Raw genomic sequence first — 20060 nt, 5'->3', positions numbered from 1 at the left:
TATACTGTTCTCTACGTCGCACTATCCTCTAATTTAAGTGATATTTATCAATATAAATGAATCTCTTATCACTTCCCGTGAACTTTATGAACTTTATTCACCCAAAGTTCTTTATTCCCAATATCGCCGCATTGAAGACACTTTGTTAACACGCCGTTAACTTTAACTTCACCTGCTGAGCAGCACCCGAGAGTGATGTTTAGCAGCTAGATATAAAACATAAGTTTCTCTCCATTGAAGAGATCCCCTACATAAGGAACGTGAACCATGTTCAAGGCACTGAAACCTACTCTTGCGGCTTCTATTATCGCAGCAACCTTTTCTTTCAACACTTTTGCTGCAGACGTAGAAAAAATCCACTTCCTAATCCCTGGCGGCGCTGGTGGCGGTTGGGATATGACAGCGCGTGGTACTGGTGATGTACTGGTGAAATCAGACATCGTAGAAAATGTCTCTTTCCAAAACCTATCTGGTGGCGGCGGCGGTAAAGCAATTGCTCATCTAATTGAAACGGCACAACGTCAAGAAGACACATTGATGGTGAACTCCACCCCTATCGTTGTTCGCTCACTAACAGGTATCTTCCCTCAATCTTTCCGCGACCTAACACCAGTTGCTGCAACGATTGCTGACTATGGTGCGATCGTTGCGTCTGCGGATTCTAAATACAACACTTGGGAAGACGTAGTAAAAGAATTCGAAAGTAACCCTCGTAAGGTAAAAATCGCTGGTGGCTCTGCACGAGGCAGCATGGATCACCTAGTGGTTGCAGCGGCATTTAAAGGTGAAGGCTTTGATGCTAAGAAAGTTCGTTACATCGCCTACGATGCTGGTGGTAAAGCGATGGCAGCACTGCTTTCTGGTGAGACACAACTCCTATCAACCGGTCTTGGTGAAGTACTAGAGATGTCTAAATCAGGACAAGTAAAAGTACTGGCAGTAACGGCACCAAAACGTCTTGAAGCAGCACCAGATATCCCAACACTAACCGAGTACGGCAATGAAACTGTATTTGCGAACTGGCGTGGTTTCTTCGCGGCTCCAAACACAAGCCAAGCGAAGATCGATGAGTGGAACGAAGCGTTAGGAAAAATGTACAAAACCGATGAGTGGCAAGTGGTTCGTGACCGTAACGGTTGGATCGATAACTACAAAGCCGACAAAGACTTCTACGCCTTCTTAGAAGATCAAGAAAAACAGATGGGCGACCTAATGCGTGAGCTAGGTTTTTTGAAGTAACCAATAACGATAGAGGGTCATAGTGCCCTCTTACTCTTTCCTTGTTTCGCCGTACATGAGTTTACTAAAACTCCTTTGTTTATTAGTAACGTATTACCAAAGCTTGCCGATTCGTTGTACACGCAAGTGGCTAAAGCAGCACTGTAATTCGCTTACTTTCGGTTAGTGATCCCAGACATTACTCATTAACTCGCTCATATACGGCTTTTTTTACTTTCTACACACCCCAAACGGAGTTGGATATGTCGGACTTACCAACCAAATTTTTTAGCAAAGAGTCTCTGCTTTCGAGTGATCGTCTCGGCGCAATGATCTTCATGCTAGCGTGCTTGTGCTACGGCTACCAAACTACCCTAATTCCGCTATTTCCCGGTGATGAGTACGAACCCTTTACTGCAAGAACATTGCCTACCCTACTGACTTTCATTGGCATCGGCCTTTCACTAATTTTGCTTGTTACTGGCCAACCAGACAAAAAGCTTAAGTGTGAAACCGCGCCTTTGAACTGGAAACTACTGATTGGTTTCTTAGTGCTAATGGCGTTTTACGGCATTGGACTGACATACCTAGGCTTCGTTTTAGCAACAAGTTTCTTTTTGCTTGCTGGCTTTTACCTACTGGGAGAGCGCCGCAAGTCAATCTTGTTTGGCGCATCGTTTCCTTTCGTGATCGCATTCTTTCTTCTTTTAACTCAAGGCTTAGATATCTACCTAGAGCCTGGTTTAATCTTCACTCTTTGGTAGGGACAACATTATGTTAGACGGAATTTTACAAGGACTTTCAACCGCCGTGATGCCAATGAACATCATGATGGTTATCGTGGGCTGTTTCGTTGGTACCTTCATCGGTATGCTTCCAGGATTAGGTCCAATTTCAGCGATTGCTCTAATGATCCCTATCACCTACGGTCTAGATCCTTCTTCTGGCCTTATCTTGATGGCGGGTGTTTACTATGGCGCGGTATTTGGCGGCTCGACGTCATCAATCCTAATCAACGCTCCAGGTTGTTCTTCAACAGTTGTAACCGCTTTCGACGGCTACCCAATGGCGCAAAAAGGCCAAGCAGGTAAAGCACTAGCCCTTGCTGCGTACTCTTCTTTTACTGGCGGTACGCTTTCAGCAATCATGCTATTAATCGCGGCTCCGGCTTTAGCAAGCGTATCACTGAGTTTCCAGTCTTCTGACTACTTTGCACTGATGCTATTAGGTCTCTCTGCTGTAGCAGCATTTGCTGGCCCGGGTCAGGTTATCAAAGCGTGGATGATGACTATCTTAGGCTTAATGCTATCAACCGTAGGTATCGACAAAGGTGTTGGGGTCGAGCGTTTCACATTCGGCCTAACAGACTTAATGGACGGTTTTAGCTTCCTACTACTTGCGATGGCAACCTTTGCTCTGGGCGAAACCTTAATGGGCATTCTTAAACCAGAAAAAGACACCAGTGCTGAAGAAAGCCAAAAGATGTCTGATATCGGTAGCATGAAAGTGACCAAAGAAGAGATCAAAGAAGTCGCGCCGGTTTCCATTCGCTCTTCAATCCTTGGCTTCTTTACAGGTGTACTACCGGGCGCAGGTGCCACTATTGCGGCATTCCTCAGTTACGGCATGGAGCGCAGCCTTGCACCAAAAGACAAACAGAAAGAATTTGGTCAAGGAAGCATTCGCGGTCTTGTTGCTCCCGAATCGGCAAACAACGCAGCATCAAGCGGCTCATTCGTACCACTGCTAACGCTTGGTATTCCTGGGTCTGGTACAACAGCTATCATGCTTGGCGCGTTAATCGCTTACGGTATTCAGCCGGGTCCTCGTCTATTTGTTGAGCATCCAGATGTATTCTGGTCAGTAATCATCTCTATGTACTTTGGTAACATCGTACTGGTTATCTTGAACCTACCGCTTATCCCGTACATTTCTAAACTGTTGGCTGTACCGAGAACCGTATTGCTACCAATGATTTTGTTCTTCTCAATCACAGGTGTTTACTTGGTCTCTTTCAATACCATGGATGTATTTGTGATGCTGATTATTGCGATGGCAGCCATTGCATTGAGGCTGGCTAACTTCCCTCTCGCACCGCTACTGCTTGGCTTTATCTTAGGTGGTTTGATGGAAGAGAACTTAAGACGAGCACTGATGATCAGTGATGGTGAACTGAGCTTCCTTTGGGAAAGACCAATTACGATGACATTCACGATCCTAGCCGTGTTGGTTCTTGCAAGCCCGATTCTGGTTAAGCTCTTCAAGAGCTTTAGAGCAAAACCTGTCGAGGTGTAATCAACACTCACACATGGTACAAAGTTCGAAACCCTAAAGGAGCCTCTGGCTCCTTTTTTTTATCCTCCGCTGAGAATAAACACGGCTTTAAGATGGTAGCAAACTCACAAACTCACGCTTTTAAAACGCTCAGCTCTGATATTCTTAACAAAATAAAGTAAGGTAACCAGTCATTTAACGCGTTGGATTCAAAACTATGGATTGGTTGGTTCTATTTTTGTCAGGAGTAATTGGTGGTGTGCTTAACTCTATTGCAGGAGGTGGCAGCTTCATAACCTTCCCTGCTCTATTGTTTGCAGGCGTCCCTCCGATTGCGGCCAACGCCACGAATACTTTCGCCTCTTGTGCCGGCTACATCAGTGGCGCATACGCGTTACGTCATGAGATTCAATCCGGTACCAAGCAACTCAAACTCGTTATCGCTTTATGCGTGTTAGGTGGCGGTATTGGTGCTTTCTTGTTACTGCACACGCCAGAGGCTCTATTTACCCATTCCGTGCCTTGGTTACTGCTTTTTGCCGCACTACTGTTTACCTTTGGTGGGACACTAAACAAATGGCTTAAGCAAGCAACCGCGAAACACAAACACGCCACCAGCGCTGGGGCATTTTTTTCAGCATTGTTACTACTGATTGTTTGTATCTACGGGGGCTATTTCAATGCGGGTTTAGGCATAGTGACATTGAGCTACTTGGCTCTAGCTGGCTACACCAATATTAATGTTATGAATGGCATCAAGTTATTGGTTTCGGCTTGTGCTTCCCTTACTGCGATAGTCTTTTTTATTGTCAAAGGTTCGATTGACTGGCCATCGGGTATAGCAGTTTTGATGGGAACCTTAGTTGGTGGTTATTACTCAGCCAAAGTCTCCCGTCGTATTCCGCAACAATACGTTCGAAATACAGTGATCATTGCTAGTTTCTTAATCACGGCTTACTTTTTTTACACCAGTTAAACGAAGAATTTTTGTTACTCATGCAAGAGTGACTATCTACACAACTTTACTCTCGAACTAGCCAGACCGCTATTCTATTACTTATATAGTAGCCAGCTTGGAATGTGTGAATACCGTCATCGAATTAGTAAATTTGATATTAATTTAGGCTATTTTTTAGCCTTTATTATGAGCAAAGTGGGATAATTCTCCTGTCGAAAATGAGACTTCATTAGGAGGCGTTATAAACATTAAACTCGGTCATGTCATGTCATCAAGTCGACTCATTTGCTTTGTGGCTTTTCTTGCCGCAACGTTCGCGTGGATCCTAAAAATGCCTGCTCTTTTTTCTGTATCTGCGCTCTTCTTACTGGTCAGCGCCATCGTTTATGTCGTCGATATCTGGAAGAACCAAAAGAGAAATCGCGAAGCTTAAAACTTAACAGCACTAAGCTGAATACACGAAAAAAGGAGCGCTTAGGCTCCTTTTGTATTTTGTGGTCAGCGCTTTCTTGGCGTAACGCTCGTCTCTAAAGGCGTCCAATTTATCGACGCCTTCTTATTAACGACGAAAATTACGACCGTTGCCGCCACGACGAGCTTTAAATGCAGAAGCCGCTTTCGCTTGAGAAGCTTGAATCGACTCGACTGTTAGCTCCATAGGCTCACGAGGTTCGAGCCCGTGGCGGAATGTACGTGAACGTGGGGGCATTTGGTATTCAATATCCGACGCTTTAGGCATACGCTTGAAACGGTAAAGATAGAAGTTTTCAACCTTTTCACGAGCCCACTCAGTCTTCTTAAGGTACTTAACAGCGCTTGCGATGGTTGGCTTAGTGTTAAAGCAGTTCATACGCATTGCTGCATCTAAAATCTCCCAACCATAATGGTCCACTAATTCAGTGATCATGGTTTCAAGCTTTAAACCATGCAGTGGGTTATTTCGTTGCAGTTCGATTCTTTCTTCTTCAGTCATAACATTACCTTTTTCAAGGCAGATCAACGCCTTGAATATACGCGAGAACGCCGTCATCACTGACCGCTTCTTGCTCGATCACTTAGGCATTATGTCCATTGCCCTTATCTATGTCGTTATGATGGCATAAAGCACGTTGGTTATCCTATTTATCTTTTCATTTAATTTTAAAACGTTCATTAAATGCTCTGACACTCAACATTTGGTCTAGCTGCTGTTTGGACCTACACAAACAAAAGTACGAGTTAACAAAAATGATGAGAACAAACTGAAATAACCTTTATTTTTTTATTGTTATTGTCTTTTATCCGCACGCAGTGCTATGGTTTGAGTAACGTCGAAAAATAAAAACCCCCCTACTAAACAATGATATAACTATAATTAAAGGTTGGCTTGCAACATGTTTGACTACTCCCAGATCAATAGATTAGCCGCACAGGATAAGGACATTATCGCCATCGTAGATGACCTTTTCCGGCTAGCTCGTGAACATTACCCCTCATTATCACGGCTCTCGGTCATATTATGCAGTGACAATAGAGCATCGAACTATTTTGTGTCAGATGCCCTGAGTAAAGAAGCTGAACATCGTTATATTGATCTAGAAATAAAACCAGAATCAGCGTTGTCCCGATTAGCAGAATCTCTCGATACTCGCATCATTCATGATCTCAGCTCGACTCCACCAACAGAGCAAACTTGCCATTTATTAAAGCTCGGCCATCAGAGCAGTTACACAACCCCTATTCACTATCAAGAACATAATCTTGGGTTTGTATTCGTGAATGCCTCATCGATTGGGTTCTTATCTAAATCATCAATACAATGCGATATGGCTTATCTCACTCAAGTCATCTCAAGCTTGTTCATTCAACTGTTCGAGCGGCAACGTCACTTCCAATCTTCCTTAGCAATTGCACTGAATATGGGACACGCTCGCGATCCGGAAACCAAAGATCATCTGATTAGAATGGGCAAATACAGTGAACAATTGGCTCGAACCCTATCAAATACAAACACAGAGATTACCCACCAGTTCATTCATCGTATTCGCTTATATGCACCCTTTCACGATATCGGGAAATACCGAATTCCAGATAATGTATTGTTCAGTACCGAGCGTTTCTCCGATGAGGAAAGAGCGATAATGAACAACCATACGTTATATGGGGAAGACATGATTAACGATGTGGTTTCGCTATCTCACCACAGTTCAATGTGTTCAAAAGAAATTCAGTTCATCAAGAATATCGTGCGTCATCACCATGAAAGGTTTGATGGTTCAGGCCTACCCGACGCCTTAAAAGGACAAGCCATACCGTTGGAAGCCAGAATAGTGACATTAGCGGATGTGTTTGATGCGCTAATGAGTAAGAGAGCCTATAAAAGAGCATGGACATTAAATGAAGTGATGGAATACATAGAGGTACACAACGGTTCGATGTTTGACCCACAGTGTGTCAAAGCACTGAAACAGAACCTCGACTACTTCCTGTCAATTAGAAAGCAATATAACGACGATATTCAACCGCAAGCCATGACAGCTTAGTTAGGGCGTGTTGTTCTTTCGAACTGGTTTTTGCAGCGAGTTGCTGGGTATTTATACAAGGCAGAGGCTTTGACGTGTAGCTAGCCTACATGAGAAGCCGATAACGCAGTAGAAATGACCAGCAAACGCTGCCCGAAGGGTTCGACTAAAAGCGTTTTACTCTTTGTTGAGGGAGATTTGCTTAGAATGACTAGGCCACTTCCCCCTCGCCGCGATTAAAACGCTTTTATCTCGAACAAAATTTAACCACGAAAGATCAACACGCCCTAGTACTTACCCTGCAAGATCTCAATCTAATATCAAGCGTTAACTAAACCGCAGCCAACAAAAAAGGATGCCAATTGGCATCCTTTTGATTTCTAGCTTTCACATTTTAGAGCGCCTGAGCTCTTAACAACTTCTCGCTAGGATTATACGTCGTAAGTTGTAGAAGCAGTGTCGCCGCCTGTACCAGTCCAGTTTGTGTGGAAGAACTCACCACGTGGACGGTCAGTACGCTCGTAAGTGTGAGCACCGAAGTAGTCACGTTGAGCTTGAAGCAGGTTAGCTGGTAGACGAGCAGTTGTGTAACCGTCTAGGAAAGATAGCGCAGAAATCGTACATGGCATTGGGATACCAGACTCTAGAGATTTTGCTGCTACTTTACGCCATGCCGCTAGGCTGCTTTGTAGGATGTTTTTGAAGTACTCGTCAGAACCTAGGAACGCGATGTCTGGGTTTGCTTCGTACGCATCACGGATGTTGCCTAGGAATGCAGAACGGATAATACAACCACCACGCCACATTAGTGCTACGTTACCGTAGTTTAGATCCCAGCCGTTCTCGTTAGACGCTTCGCGCATTAGCATGAAGCCTTGAGCGTAAGAGATGATCTTAGAAGCTAGTAGCGCTTGACGTAGTGCATCAACCCACTCTTGCTTGTCACCTTCAACTGGTGTGATTGTCTTGCCGAATAGAGTTTCAGCTTCAACACGTTGATCTTTTAGTGCAGATAGGCAACGAGAGAATACAGACTCAGAGATAAGCGTTAGTGGAATACCTAAGTCTAGTGCGTTGATACCAGTCCATTTACCCGTACCTTTTTGGCCCGCTGTGTCTAGGATCTTCTCAACTAGAGGCTCACCGTCTTCATCTTTGTAACCAAGGATGTCAGCAGTGATTTCAACAAGGTAGCTGTCTAGCTCAGTCTTGTTCCAATCAGCAAATACAGCTTGCATCTCGTCTGCAGACATACCAAGACCGTCTTTCATGAACTGGTAAGCTTCAGTGATAAGCTGCATGTCACCGTATTCGATACCGTTGTGTACCATTTTAACAAAGTGACCAGCACCGTCGTTACCAACCCAGTCACAACATGGCTCGCCAGCGTCAGTTTTTGCAGAGATACCTTGGAAGATTGGCTTAACCGCTTCCCAAGCTTCAGCTGCGCCGCCTGGCATGATTGAAGGACCGAAACGAGCGCCTTCTTCACCACCAGATACACCAGTACCGATGAAGTGGATGCCTTTTTCACGACAGTGCGCTACGCGACGGTTAGTGTCTGGGTAGTTAGTGTTACCACCATCAATGATGATGTCGCCTTCGTCTAGAAGTGGAATTAGGTTGTCGATGAAAGTATCAACAACTGCACCAGCACGAACCATTAGCATCACTTTACGTGGTGCTTCTAGCTTCTCAACAAGCTCTTCTAGAGAGTAAGCACCAACGATGTTTGTACCTTTCGCTGGACCTTCTAGGAACTCGTCTACTTTCGCAGCAGTACGGTTGTGAGCAACAACTTTAAAGCCGTTGTCATTCATGTTTAGGATAAGGTTTTGACCCATTACTGCTAGGCCAATTACACCGATATCACCTTTCATTATTTATATCTCCTTGCGGCTATTCGCGATTATGCGATAGCACTTGCTGCATTTGAATCTAGGAACCACTCTGTTTCACCAGTTTTAGACTGGATTTTCGCTGCCGGGTAAGGCAACTCTGAAGCAGGAGTAGTATGAATTTCTTTAACGATCTCAACTTTACTTGCACCCAGTACTAGGTAGCTGATTCGTTTTGCTGCTTCTAAAACTTTCGCAGTTTTAGAAACACGGATTTGACCAGACTCAGGGTGAGAAGCCAGTACAGACAGGTTCTCATCTTGGTAGTTTGTTGCACCCGGGAATAGTGAAGCCGTGTGGCCGTCTGCGCCAACACCTAACAGAATCCAATCGAAAACTGGTGTGCCGTTTTCGCAAGGAATCACATCAGCCATCTCTTTAGCGAAACGCTCAGCTTCAGCTTTTGGCTCATCTTCACCACGAATACGGTGAATGTTCTCTGCAGGAAGGTTCACTTGAGAGAATAGAAGTGCGTTTGCCTCGCCGTAGTTGCTTTCAGCATCATCCGGTGCAACACAACGTTCGTCACCCCACCAGAAGTGAAGGTTGTTCCATTGAATGCCTTCTGCGTATGGCGCGTGAGCCAATAGTTTGAAAAGCATTTTAGGTGTACTACCACCAGACAGTGAAATGTGAACAGGTTTTCCCTGCTCGCTGTACGCTTTCATTTCGTTTGCTAGGTTTTCAACAACTAGCTCTGGCGTTTCAAAGATCTTGTGGTTGATCATAGTTCGCAGTAATCCGTGTCTGTTAAGTTTTTGCATGGGAAACGCCATGCTCGGCCATCACGTTGCAGAAGTTCATCCGCTTCCTGTGGGCCCCAAGTACCACAAGCATAGCCAAACAGTGCTTGAGGATCTTGTTTAAAGTCTAAGATTGGTTGAACGTACTTCCAACATGCTTCTACCGCATCGGTACGTGCAAACAGAGTTGCGTCACCATTTAGTGCATCAAGAAGTAGACGCTCGTAAGCTGTTAGCATTTGAGTTTCTGGCAAGTCAGAGTAAGAGAAGTTCATTTTCACTTCTTTTGCTTTGAAGCCTGCGCCCGGCTCTTTCAAACCAAAGCTCATCTGAATACCTTCGTCCGGTTGGATACGGATAATCAGTTTGTTCTCTGGTGCATCTTGACCAAATACTGGATGCGGCGTGTTCTTAAAGTGAATCACGATTTCCGTCACGCGTGTTGGTAAGCGTTTACCGGTACGCACGTAGAATGGCACCCCATTCCAACGCCAGTTATTGATGTGCGCTTTCAGACCAATGTAAGTTTCAGTACGAGAGTCATCTGCAACACCGTGCTCTTCACGGTAACCCAACAAGTGCTGGCCGCGAACGTCAGAAGCAGTGTACTGACCTAGCACGAGATCTTTACGCAGGTCTTCTTCTTCAAGAGGCTTCAGACACTGAAGTACTTTAACCACTTCGTCACGAATAGAGTCAGCATTAATTTGAGCTGGTGGCTCCATACCAACCATTGCTAATACTTGTAGCAAGTGGTTTTGGAACATATCACGAACAGCGCCAGAACCATCGTAGTAGCCGCCACGTTCTTCAACGCCAAGGAACTCTGCACCTGTGATTTCAACGTAATCAATAAAGTTACGGTTCCACAGTGGTTCAAACATCGCGTTTGAGAAACGAAGCACTAGAAGGTTTTGTACCGTCTCTTTACCTAAGTAGTGATCGATACGGTAGATCTGGTGTTCTTGGAAGTGATGATGGATCTCTTCATCTAACGCTTGAGCAGAAGATAAATCGTAACCAAATGGCTTCTCGATGATCAGACGGCGCCAGCCATTCGTTTCATCGTTGAGGCCATGCGCAGCAAGGTTTGCTGGGATAACACCGTACAGGCTTGGCGGCGTTGCCAAGTAGAATAAAGTGTTGTGGTTTTCGAATTGGTAGTCTTGCTCAAGTTTGTCTAGACGTTGTGCTAAACGAGCGTAATCGTCTACATCTGAAGTGTTGATCGCTTGGTAATGCAAATGTTCAATAAATGCATTAAGCGTCTCTGGTTCAGTTTGTTCCATTTCCTGAAGAGACTTCTTCAGCTTCTCACGGTAAGACTCATCGCTGTACTCAGTACGGCTCACTCCAAGAATCGCAAAGGATTCTGGTAGTTGATTGCTAGCATACAGGTGGTACAAAGCAGGAATTAACTTACGGTAAGTTAGATCTCCCGACGCACCAAAAATAACGATGCTGCTGTTTTCAGGTATTACCATCATCTTTCCTATAAAAACAAGGTTTTTAGTATTCGCTAAAGGTATCAGCGACATACGAAAATAGATAATAGGTCTTGGCTATTACATCAATAGCAAGTGCCTATTACACTTGAGAATGCGTTTGGTAAACGAGGGTGAATGCTATCACCACTATTCGGGACAGTATTGTCTATGAGTATTTGATTTACATCAACCACTGTGAAGGCAATCGATTAAATATTGACTCTTTTCGAGCAAAATATAATCGACCATAGATTTCTCAAGGGTTGAAACAGAAGCAAATCGGCATTCTCGAACATTGTAGTCGAGAAAGAATGGCATCTGGTCTGTGGAGTGAGTAGAGAGCGGTGGAAAAGAAAGTAAAACCAGCTTATTCAACTGGTTTTACACATAATGAGTAGCAAAAGGTTATCTCTTAAAAAAAGGATAGATACGCTACCTTGTGGCTTTGTTATAGCAGCGTTCAGGTCGTCCCACTGTACCGTAATTCAAATCAGCGGCTAACTCTCCGGTAGTAATCAAGAACTCAAGATAGCGTCGTGCTGTAGTTCGACTTGCACCAATGCGTTCACCAGCCTCATCAGCCGTGATGTTCGCAGAATCTGCCTGTTGAAAAATCGCGCGAATCTTATCGAGCGTTACGCCGTCGATCCCTTTAGGCAACGTCGATACTTTTGCAGTGTCAGCTTTAGCATTGGCTTGCAACATCTTATCAACCAAACCTTGGTTAAGATCTGAAACGCTCTCGAACTCTTGTTGCTGTGACTGATACTTCTTCAGCGCAGCTTCCAAGCGAGGAAACATGACTGGCTTCAATAGGTAGTCCACCACGCCGCCACGCATCGCTGTCTGTAAGGTGTCCACATCTCGGGCTGCGGTGATTAAAATCACATCACACCCTTGGTTGTTACCTCTAACATGGTTAAGAATATCGAGCCCACTACCGTCTGGCAGATACACATCTAAAAGCACTAAATCTGGCTTTAAGATATCCAGCTGCATTAACGCTTCTGAATGGGTGGTCGCTATTCCGACAACATCAAAACCTCCCATCTGCTCTAGATAGCGATGGTGAAGTTCTGCAATCGCAATATCATCTTCAATGACCATGACTCTCGTGATTGCGTTCATTTAAGCTCTTCCTTTAACCATTATTTTTCGTCACGGCGATCTCCATAGGATCACTCACGTTTTATTGTTCTTCTTTCGGCAAATACACTGTCATGCGCGAGCCAAAGTCGTTGTTGTCGACCATTTCTAACTGCCCTTGATAGCGGTCGGTGAGCTGCTTAACCAAATACAAACCAACACCGCGGTTTTGTTTGGCTTTACTAGACACCCCTTTTTCAGTCAGCGCGTCAGTTGCCAAGTGCTTGGGTAATCCACATCCTTTATCTTCCACTTCCACGATGATCTCGTTGCCAAAATCACTGATAGACACTTCAATCACTCGACGTGAAGGGACAATCTGCCCCTCTTGCTTTATCGCTGCCATCGTCGCATCAAAAGCATTGTCAATCAGGTTACCTAGAATAGTCACGACATCATCAGCGTTCAGCCAACTTGGCAATACCTCGAGCCTAGACCCCTCTTCAACCTTGAGTTCTAAGCCTATCTCACGTGCGCGCTCGGTTTTGCCCAACAACATGCCCGCTATCAGTGGATCTTTTACCGTTTCTCTCAAGAACTCGATAAGGCTTTGATAGTGCGCTGTTTCTTGCCCTATCAATTGCCGAACAGATTCCAACTCCCCCATCTGGATCAAGCCACTGATCGTGTTTAGCTTGTTCTTATGCTCGTGAGTTTGTGAGCGTAATAAATCGGCATATTCTTTGGTTTGGGAAAGCTGATCCGTTAAATCACTAATCTCATCGCGTAATCGGAAACTGGATACCGCTCCTACTACTTCACCCGCAACAATGATGGGGCTTCGGTTGGCGATGATTCGTTTGTTATTAAGATACAGCTCGATGTCATGATCAGTGTCACCTGTCGATAGTAACTGCTCCAAGTCACTGCCAACCAACACATCAGAAAGGCGCTGTTGATTTAGGGCGGATTCTCTGTCGATAGATAAAATATCGCAGGCGCTCTTATTTATTGAGCGCAAAATTCCGTTCTTATCGATACTTAAGATGCCCTCTTTAACTGTACTCATAGTCACATCAAGTTCGACATATAAGCGGCCGATCTCTTCGGGTTCAAACCCCAAGATAGCGCGTTGGAAACGACGAGAAACGTAGCTTGAAATAAGAGCGTTTACTGCGACCACCAGCAATGCCATCACAATCAAAAAAGCCAAATAAGGTTCTATTCTGTCTTGTAGGGAATCTAAAAGATAGCCGACTGAGACAACACCAATTATCGTGCCGTCAGTGTCTTTTACCGCTGATTTACCACGTACTGAAAAACCCATAGAGCCTTTCGCGGTCGACACATAGGACTCTCCATGCACCAAGGCCTTTTGGTTATCGCCGCCTCGCATTGGTTTGCCAAGCCTATCGTCATAGGGATGAATCAAACGAACGCCCTTCTCGTCACCAACAACGATAAATGCAGCACCAATCAGCTGAGTAAGGTTTCGGAATTTGGCTTGAGTTTCTTCAGGAAGTGTATGTGGGACGCCTTCGGGATTCAGGGTTCCTTTTTCTTCAATAATGCTCGCTACAAGGGGAGATTCCGAAAGAAACTCAGCCACACCCAGCGCTTTCAACCCCATTTCTTGCTCTTGAGATTGTTTGATATAAGCAAAACCCGCTGCTGAAAGGATCAACAATTCAACAAGTCCAGTTACCGTCATGATAATCAGCAACCTTTTTCGGAAGCTGATACTACTCCATCTCATATAAATCCGCCCCTAGTGCTTAGCAGGTAATGTTAACACTAAGTTAATCACAGCACCTTTACGCCAATACGAATTTGTGACTATTGCTCAACTAAATAATTAACCAGATTATTAATTGATATTCCTTTATGTTCTCCACCCAATCAAATCGTTCATTTTTAGAACGGATTAGCTAAAAAACTCAAATAATCGAGTAAATATTGAGCTAGATCACTAAGCTTTTAGGTGTTTTTTTAGGTTGTTTAAAATAATTACAATTATAATGGTTGCATATGAAGGAGTTTATTGTTGCCAAACTATACGTTGCAACTTTAAGACAACGTTTTAAACAAGACTGTCGGTTAACCCAAAGGCAACAACTCTTCACTCACTGGACGTATCGATCAGTAAAAGTTGCGCGCTCGCCGTTACGAATGATGAACAAGCGGATTAAGTATTCTCCCCTATTCATCCACCGCTATTCCATACCCGGCTAGTTAGACAACGAAGAGGTGACTGATAAAAGTAGCACCCAATAATAAAGCATTGATGAGCAGGAAGTATCGATCAATGGCTACGTCCAATAGAAACAGGATAAAAAACATAACGTATAAACATTGTTGAAAAGGAAACCAGGCAATGAAACGCGATACTTTTGGAATCTGCCTTACAAAGGCTATGCTGTTCAAAAACTTACAATCTACTTTTACTCATGTCAGAGCATATGAGAAGAACGAGACTTCCCCTCTCGATCTAAAAGTGTTGTTAGCTTTCCCGCAAATGTCAGGTAGAGATTTATTACAAACGATGCAAGGTTCACGACAATTGGTGTGGCGTGCCGATCACCATTGCCCAAGCTTTAAATAGCACCCACCATTTGTAGTAATTTCTTCTATACTGAACTTGAAGAGCACGATTCGTCGTGCTTTTTTTGTTTCTTTGTCTTAAGCCGCTAAATCCTTAATAGCATTCACATTATGTTAACGATTGATTAGGTTATTTGCCCACATAAGGTAATCTGTTCAAGACAAATGATGATCCCCCTGTTAACATTAGAGTTAATACTCTAATTTGGTAATTAATGCAGATGACCAAACCGACATTCCGATGCCTTGCGATTGCCAGTATCCTTTTCGGTACTATCAGTACGCCAAGCTATGCTGCCCCGCTCACTTTTTCTGAGGCGTGGCAAATTCTTCAAGAGAACAACAATTCTCTTGCGGCTCAACAAGCTAATGTTGAGCGTTATCAACATCTCCAAAATGCAACTGGAAGCCTCAACCTGCCTTCAGTGACGCTAGGTGCTAACTACACTCACCTTGATAATGATGTAACCATCAATGGTGAACAGTTCGCTGATAGCCTGAGTGGTGTACCCTCCATTGGTCTCCCTGTTCCTCCTCAAATTATCAGTGCGCTCGGCGGCATTACCTCAACGATTACCGAGCAAGATATCTTCAGTTCTTCTATTCGTGCAGTATGGCCCATTTTTACAGGTGGTCGAATTACCGCAGCACAAACGGCTGCTGAAGGTAAAAGCGAAGAAGCGCAAAGCCAACTCTTGATGGAAAAGCAGGCTCGCTACGAAGACTTAAGCAAATACTACTTCTCAGTGATCTTAGCTGAAGATGTCGTAGAAACGCGTCGAGCAGTCGAAGCTGGCTTAACTCAGCACCGAGATTTCGCTATCAAGATGGAACAGCAAGGGCAAATTGCACGAGTAGAACGCCTTCAAGCAGACGCTTCTTTAGATAAAGCGGTAGTGGAACGCACCAAGGCTGAAAATGATCTTAAGATTGCTCAATTAGCCCTTACCCAAATTCTTGGTCAAAGCCAAAGCGTCGAACCTTCAGAGCAACTGTTTATCAACAAAAACCTACCTCATATGGATGTGTTTATTGATCAAACATTGATGACTTATCCGGGCCTAAAAATTCTCGATGCGAAAGAGAAGCAAGCAAGTAGCTTAATCAAAGCAGAAAAAGGCAAGTACTACCCAGAGGTTTACCTGTACGGAGATTACAACCTCTATGAAGACGATTCACTCGCCAGTGAAATGAAACCAGATTGGTTAGTTGGAATCGGTGTTAACGTGCCACTACTCGACACTTCAGGTCGTTCAGACAAAGTGGCGGCTGCGCACAGTGCAGTATCGCAAGTTAAATTCCTTAAGTCGCAAGCGAAGCAAGACTTAACCGTGTTGGTGCAAAAGACCTATCTCGAAGCAAACCAAGCTATTGAAGAAGTCCAAGGGCTAAACTCTAGCTTATCGCTAGCTCAAGAGAATCTGCTACTTCGCAAAAAGGCCTTCACTCAAGGGCTCTCTAACTCTTTAGAAGTGGTTGACGCTGAGCTATACCTTGCGAGCATCAAAACACAGCAATCCGCTGCAAGATTTAAATACTTAATCTCTCTCAACAAGCTTTTAGCGCTAAGCAGCGAAATGAACGCTTACTCGAGTTACTTAACTTCTTCTGTTACGTCTGATTTCGACTCAAAAACAGACACCGCTAGCCAGTCAAAAGGATAATTCATGAAACCTATTAAGCCTCTTCTTCTATCTATAGTTGGTATCGGTATTGTTGGCTGGGTCGGATACAGTTTTTACCAAGCGTACCAACCTCAGCCCGTTAAGCTTCAAGGCCAAATCGATGCTCAGCAATACAGCATCTCTTCGAAAGTACCAGGCCGAATTGACGAAGTCTTTGTACGGAAAGGCGACTCTGTTGAGAAAGGTGAGTTGATCTTTTCTCTTCTGAGCCCGGAAATTGATGCAAAGTTAGAACAAGCTAAAGCTGGTGAAAAAGCGGCTGGAGCTCTGGCTCAAGAAGCAGAAAATGGCGCACGTACTCAGCAAATCCAAGCGGCCAAAGACCAATGGCTGAAAGCCAAAGCAGCCGCTGATTTAATGGAAAAAACCTACCAGCGAGTAAACAACCTTTACAACGATGGCGTAGTCGCAGAGCAAAAACGTGACGAAGCCAAAACACAGTGGCAAGCAGCAAAATACACAGAAAGCGCCGCTTTCCAGATGTATCAGCTCGCACAAGAAGGTGCTCGTGATGAGACCAAAGTGGCGGCCGCTCAAAAAGCATTGATGGCCGCCGGTGCAGTCGCTGAAGTTGAAGCTTATGCAAAAGACACACAGATCCACAGCTGGTTCAGCGGTGAGGTATCTCAAGTGCTACTGAGTAGCGGAGAGTTAGCGCCACAAGGGTTTCCAGTTGTCACTGTGATCGATACTAAAGATGCATGGGCAGTACTTAACGTTCGTGAAGATATGCTCAAGCACTTTGAGAAAGGCGCACAATTTGAAGCTTACCTACCCGCTTTAGATAAGTCGCTGACTTTCCAAGTGACGCATATTGCTGTTATGGGTGATTTTGCAACTTGGCGCTCAACCGATGCTGCGCAAGGCTTTGACTTACGTACATTTGAAGTAGAAGCACGCCCTGTAGATACAAGCGAAACACTGCGTATGGGTATGAGCCTTGTGGTTGAGCTTTAGGTGACGTATGTCTGCTAATTCTCACTTACCAGAACATCACAAAGCGAAAAGCAATTTGCTTAGACAGTGGGCTATTGTACGTAAAGACAAGTGGCTGCTGTCGTGCTTAACTTGGATACCCTTGCTGCTTACTGCAAGTATCTGGCTGATCTTCTCACAAGGCATCGCCCGTGACTTACCTGTTGCTGTGGTTGACCTAGAACACAGCCAAATTTCACAGCAGTTTACTCGCTTAGTCGATGCCTCACCTACCCTGCAGGTCACTCAGAAATACAGCTCCGCAAGTGAAGCAGCTAAAGCCATGATTGAACGTGATATCTACGGCTATGTTGTTATACCTAGACACTTTGACCGAGATCTTTACCTTGGGCTAAACCCGCAGGTATCCGTGTTCTACAACAGCCAGTTTATATTGATTGGTAAACTAGTGAACTCGGCTCTACTGCAAGCTCAGGGCACGTTCAACGCTCAACTCGAAGTGATTAGACAGCTTTCACATGGTGACACCACGGTACAATCTGCATTGGGGCAAGCTGTCACCGTACAAAGCCAAATCACGCCATTGTTTAACAAGAACACCAGTTACGCTCAGTTCTTGGTATCTGCCGTAATTCCTGCTTTATGGCAGATCATGATTGTAGTGGGAACAATTTTGATACTGACTGCAAATGTACGCGCGCGTGGGCTTCAAGCATGGCTATCTCACTCTCCTGTTAAAGCACTCGCATCGACACTAACCCCTTACGTTGTGCTGTTTTTGGGGTTCGGTATTGCCTTTAGTTTTTGGTTTTATCGCCTTTTAGAGTGGCCATTTAACGGCAGCTTTATGGCATTAACCATCGCACAGTTACTGACGGTTATTAGTTGTATCATTATGGGTTGCTTGTTCTTCTTCTTGACGCTTGATCCAGCAAGAGCAATGAGTTTTGCTGGCGCATTTACGGCACCAAGTTTTGCCTTTATGGGAATCACCTTCCCTGTCACAGACATGAATACGGCTGCCCAAGTTTGGAGAAGCCTACTGCCTGTTAGCCATTACATTGAAGTACAAACGGCTCAGTCTAGTTACGGTGTGAGCGCTGCGCAATCGCTGATGAACCTCACTTCAATGTTTTGGTATGTTATTCCTGCTTTTATAGTGATCTTGTTGATTAAAAAGCACTTAGCGCAAGCAGCACAGTCGACACAAGCAGAACATCAAGGAGTAAATCAATGAGCTTTACTCAATTGCTGAAACAAGAATTACTGGCGGTTCTTTGCAACCCTGTTGTATTACTGACGGTATTTGGTGGCGTGGTCTTTTACTCATTTTTGTACCCGCTCCCCTACGCCAATCAAGTACCTCAACAATTGAAGGCATCAGTCGTGAACCTAGACAAGAGCCAAAGTAGCTACCACTTGGAGCGAATGGTTGACGCGACCTCTCAAATTGATTTGGTTCGCCGTGATTCCACTATCGCTGACGCGAAACAGGCTGTGCTTAACCAAGAAATAGGTGGGTTCATCGTCATTCCTGAAGACTTCTACAAAGACCTACTTTTAGGAAAAAGTCCAACGCTCTCTTATGCAGGTGATGCGTCTTACTTCTTGGTTTACGGCACTATAGTTGAAGGGCTTGCGAAGGCTGGCGGCACGCTAGCGGCACAAGTAAAGGTCAGCCACCTCTTAATTGAAGGCGTGCCTTTAGAATCCGCAGCCAAGGGTTATAGTGCATTTAGCTTGAATCTAAAACCTACTTTCAATAGTCGTATGGGATATATCGATTACGTTGTTCCGGCTGTTTTTGTGTTGATCCTTCAGCAAACTCTAGCCATGGCATCCGGGTTGGTTGGTGCGACACAAAACGCCCAGTCTACGTTCGGTTACTGGAGTAAAACCTCTCCAGCAAAACTTATCCTTGCTCGATGTTGCACCTTAGTGGGCATCTACTATTTGTTATCGATGTACTACTTCGGCGCCAGCTTTTCGATGTACGGCATAAACTTGCTCGCCGCTATCTCACAGATTTTAACCTTGTTACTGCCCTTCTTATTGGCTAGCTGTTTAATCGGGATTTTTATCGGAGAGTTAGTACCAAGAAGAGAACTCGTGACCGTAGTTGTACTGATCAGTTCAATGCCACTCATTTTCTCCTCTGGCTTTATTTGGCCTATTGAGATGATGCCAGAATGGCTGGTACTGTTATCACAACTGTTCCCAAGTACACCAGCGATTCAAGGGTTCTTAGCTTTAAACCAAATGGGCGCTTCGTGGCAAGAGGTGGCACCTCAATGGACGCTGTTATGGGGGCAAGTCGCTCTATGGGGATCGTTATTGGCACTCAAGCTCTACCACAAGTCGAGCAAAAGCGTCGTTAATCATGCTACCGACCATAGCTGTTGAACCGATTAACTCATCAAAAACTCAAAAGCCCTAATATAGGGCTTTTTTATTACCCTCAGACTTAAAACTGCCCTAAGTTCTTACGACCAGTAACCGCCAACCCACGTTTCCTGATTTAGTCTACTTAGACAACAACATCACAGCTCAGGTTTATCAAAAGCCATTTCAAACATAGTTACAGAGCCTACATGAGACCATTCATGCTGTGAGCCTTGCTCTTTTATATGCTTTTTCCAACTCAAAAATCATCGACTTATTCCCAAAAGACGA

Annotated in this window: 17 protein-coding genes; 11 read left to right on the top strand and 6 right to left on the bottom strand. The window is 44.5% G+C overall.

The genetic code is table 11. The features are described from left to right. Positions 1-267 precede the first annotated feature (267 nt). From BTO10_RS13340 to BTO10_RS13320, 5 genes are all read left to right on the top strand, one after another. Positions 268-1239: a tripartite tricarboxylate transporter substrate binding protein gene (locus tag BTO10_RS13340; protein WP_004738325.1), complete on the top strand. Its 972-nt coding sequence runs from the start codon at positions 268-270 to the stop codon at positions 1237-1239. Positions 1240-1481: 242 nt separating this feature from the next. Continuing rightward, positions 1482-1982, top strand: coding sequence for a tripartite tricarboxylate transporter TctB family protein (locus BTO10_RS13335; protein ID WP_105024824.1), 501 nt, complete (start codon positions 1482-1484; stop codon positions 1980-1982). A 10-nt stretch (positions 1983-1992) separates the two neighbouring features. Further along, positions 1993-3513, top strand: a complete 1521-nt coding sequence (locus BTO10_RS13330) for a tripartite tricarboxylate transporter permease (RefSeq protein ID WP_105024823.1) — start codon at positions 1993-1995, stop codon at positions 3511-3513. Positions 3514-3709: 196 nt separating this feature from the next. Beyond that, a complete protein-coding gene (locus BTO10_RS13325; protein ID WP_105024822.1) occupies positions 3710-4468 on the top strand; it encodes a sulfite exporter TauE/SafE family protein in 759 nt (252 codons plus the stop codon). Positions 4469-4691: 223 nt separating this feature from the next. Then, positions 4692-4883: a hypothetical protein gene (locus tag BTO10_RS13320; RefSeq protein WP_004738330.1), complete on the top strand. Its 192-nt coding sequence runs from the start codon at positions 4692-4694 to the stop codon at positions 4881-4883. Between the two features lie 126 nt (positions 4884-5009). Here the strand turns inward: BTO10_RS13320 and BTO10_RS13315 are convergent, their stop codons facing one another. Continuing rightward, the gene (locus tag BTO10_RS13315) at positions 5010-5423 is read right to left on the bottom strand and encodes a VF530 family protein (protein WP_032554115.1); all 414 of its coding nucleotides are present in this window, start codon (positions 5421-5423) and stop codon (positions 5010-5012) included. Between the two features lie 388 nt (positions 5424-5811). Here BTO10_RS13315 and BTO10_RS13310 point away from each other — a divergent pair, with 388 nt between their 5' ends. Next, positions 5812-6972: an HD-GYP domain-containing protein gene (locus tag BTO10_RS13310; protein WP_032554104.1), complete on the top strand. Its 1161-nt coding sequence runs from the start codon at positions 5812-5814 to the stop codon at positions 6970-6972. Positions 6973-7382: 410 nt separating this feature from the next. On the opposite strand, the gene gnd is transcribed toward BTO10_RS13310, so the two are convergent. From gnd to BTO10_RS13280, 5 genes are all read right to left on the bottom strand, one after another. Next, positions 7383-8831 carry a decarboxylating NADP(+)-dependent phosphogluconate dehydrogenase gene (gnd, locus tag BTO10_RS13300; protein WP_004738333.1) on the bottom strand — a complete coding sequence of 483 codons (1449 nt, stop codon included), beginning with the start codon at positions 8829-8831 and terminating at the stop codon, positions 7383-7385. A gap of 29 nt (positions 8832-8860) precedes the next feature. Next, positions 8861-9577: a 6-phosphogluconolactonase gene (gene pgl / locus BTO10_RS13295; RefSeq protein WP_105024821.1), complete on the bottom strand. Its 717-nt coding sequence runs from the start codon at positions 9575-9577 to the stop codon at positions 8861-8863. Further along, positions 9574-11076 (bottom strand): glucose-6-phosphate dehydrogenase, encoded by a 1503-nt coding sequence (zwf, locus tag BTO10_RS13290; protein WP_004738336.1) that lies wholly within the window; start codon positions 11074-11076, stop codon positions 9574-9576. Before zwf ends, pgl begins: the two co-directional genes overlap by 4 nt. A 435-nt stretch (positions 11077-11511) precedes the next feature. After that, positions 11512-12207: a response regulator gene (locus BTO10_RS13285; RefSeq protein ID WP_105024820.1), complete on the bottom strand. Its 696-nt coding sequence runs from the start codon at positions 12205-12207 to the stop codon at positions 11512-11514. Positions 12208-12268: 61 nt separating this feature from the next. Continuing rightward, on the bottom strand, positions 12269-13921 hold the full coding sequence (locus tag BTO10_RS13280) for a sensor histidine kinase (RefSeq protein WP_105024819.1): 1653 nt from the start codon (positions 13919-13921) through the stop codon (positions 12269-12271). A gap of 618 nt (positions 13922-14539) precedes the next feature. On the opposite strand from BTO10_RS13280, the gene BTO10_RS13275 reads away from it, so the two are divergent. The 5 genes from BTO10_RS13275 to BTO10_RS13255 all read left to right on the top strand — a co-directional run bounded on the left by BTO10_RS13275 (position 14540) and on the right by BTO10_RS13255 (position 19790). Next, entirely contained in the window at positions 14540-14767 is a 228-nt protein-coding gene (locus BTO10_RS13275) for a hypothetical protein (protein ID WP_004738340.1), read from the top strand. Between the two features lie 214 nt (positions 14768-14981). Further along, entirely contained in the window at positions 14982-16430 is a 1449-nt protein-coding gene (locus BTO10_RS13270; protein ID WP_105024818.1) for a TolC family protein, read from the top strand. Positions 16431-16433: 3 nt separating this feature from the next. Continuing rightward, a complete protein-coding gene (locus BTO10_RS13265) occupies positions 16434-17408 on the top strand; it encodes an HlyD family secretion protein (RefSeq protein WP_105024817.1) in 975 nt (324 codons plus the stop codon). Positions 17409-17415: 7 nt separating this feature from the next. Further along, entirely contained in the window at positions 17416-18624 is a 1209-nt protein-coding gene (locus tag BTO10_RS13260; RefSeq protein ID WP_105024816.1) for an ABC transporter permease, read from the top strand. Beyond that, positions 18621-19790: an ABC transporter permease gene (locus tag BTO10_RS13255; protein ID WP_105024815.1), complete on the top strand. Its 1170-nt coding sequence runs from the start codon at positions 18621-18623 to the stop codon at positions 19788-19790. The genes BTO10_RS13260 and BTO10_RS13255 overlap by 4 nt, the downstream gene beginning before the upstream one ends. The last annotated feature ends 270 nt before the right edge of the window (positions 19791-20060 follow it).

The sequence above is a fragment of the Vibrio chagasii genome, from assembly GCF_002954585.1.
GTDB classification, from domain to species: Bacteria; Pseudomonadota; Gammaproteobacteria; order Enterobacterales; family Vibrionaceae; genus Vibrio; species Vibrio chagasii_A.
The sequence above is the reverse complement of the archived record's forward strand: the minus strand, read 5'-3'. Positions and strand labels throughout refer to the sequence as shown.